Annotated in this window: 1 protein-coding gene; it reads right to left on the bottom strand. The window is 63.2% G+C overall.

Annotated features, from left to right (window positions below; all coding sequences use genetic code 11):
• Positions 1-473, bottom strand: a 473-nt coding sequence (locus HPY23_RS02075; RefSeq protein WP_200649549.1) for a hypothetical protein, incomplete at both ends; no start/stop codon positions are given.

Here is a 473-nt window from a genome sequence, read left to right as displayed (position 1 = left end):
GCCAGGATGCCCCTTGGCGTTGGGCCAGGTAACACCCTGGTCGACCGCGACGCCGGTGTTGTCCGTCCAGTGCAGCCCTTCGCAGTCGCCGCTTACGTAGCCGACGTAGCGCGCGAAGAAGACGTTGACGCTGGAGATTTTGCCATCCGAGCAGCCACCGCCACTCTCGCCCGTGATGCTGATCGCGGCGCCCATATTGGCGCTCGGGAAAGATGTGGCGCCGCCGACATCCTTGCCGCGAATGTGGATGCCGTGAAAATCGAAGCCCCAGATATTGTAGGCGTCGATGCCCTTGCTCCAGTAGGTGGCGTTATTGCCGACGCCGGCAACCTCCACGTTGGTGATCCGCGGGCCCTTGAAGATGTTCGAGGTGGTGGCCCCGTAGCGCAAGGTGATCGCGGCGTTGCCGTTAATCTGGTTAGCGCTGGTGATGAGGCTCAAGCCGTCGATTGTGACGGGCCGCAGCGCGTCGC

It is taken from the genome of Methylobacterium ajmalii, from assembly GCF_016613415.1.
GTDB classification, from domain to species: domain Bacteria; phylum Pseudomonadota; class Alphaproteobacteria; order Rhizobiales; family Beijerinckiaceae; genus Methylobacterium; species Methylobacterium ajmalii.
Note: the sequence above shows the minus strand (reverse complement) of the source record. Positions and strands in the feature narration are given on the sequence as shown.